Source organism: Quyinboa mangrovi (assembly GCF_042219825.1).
Classification (GTDB): Bacteria; Bacteroidota; Bacteroidia; order Bacteroidales; family UBA5342; genus JBHJHP01.
Genome location: NZ_JBHJHQ010000067.1, coordinates 1 through 696, shown reverse-complemented (window position 1 = coordinate 696; position 696 = coordinate 1). Strand labels below are relative to the sequence as shown.

1 protein-coding gene is annotated in these 696 nt (G+C 41.7%); it reads right to left on the bottom strand.

Going from position 1 to position 696, the window contains the following annotated elements; genetic code table 11:
- Window positions 1-495: 495 nt before the first annotated feature.
- Window positions 496-696 (bottom strand): hypothetical protein (locus ACE1ET_RS20590; RefSeq protein ID WP_375730313.1); only part of this gene is annotated, 201 nt, incomplete at its 5' end.

The window sequence follows — 696 nt, the reverse complement described above, 5'->3', positions numbered from 1 at the left end:
TTCTGGGCCATTTCTTTAATTTGAGATTTCGTCAGTTTCATAATGATATTTTTTACGCTTGCACCTAACGTTCCCGCGGTATGGTGTCGTGGCAGTTTCTGTCCGATAGGATAGGAACTGTCATGACGTAAAGAGCCGGCAGCGAACGTTGAATTATTGGTTTAAAATACTGCCATGCACTATGACCGCGTGTTGTACGCAATGCCCACAGTCTTCTGGGCTAATCTTCCTGATATTTCAGTTAAAACCGGACTCACAAATTAATGGAGATTCAGCCACCCACGACCGGATGATGTAAATCAAAACTTTACGATATTGCATCAACCCAAAACGATATTGCGTCAAAATATGAATCTTCAAAGTTTTGTAGACTGAGATTCCACCCGACACCTGGTTTAAATCAAACGATGATCCAGTTTTAAAAAGAACGTTTACAGCTTCAGCCGAAAGAGGGTGGAAGTCAGTTTATAAGATCTCAAACTACTAATCCCGGCATTATTTACAACGTTCCCGCGGTATGCTGTCGTGGCAGTTTCTTTCCGAGGGGAAAGGAACTGTCAGGACAAAAGAGACAGCCTGCGAACGTTGAAATATTTTGTTTAAAAATACTGCCATGCAGTATGACCGCGTGTTGTAAATAGTGCCTTCTTTTGTTCTCTCACGGGTGCTCTTTAAATTGATGCTCCACAAATTAAA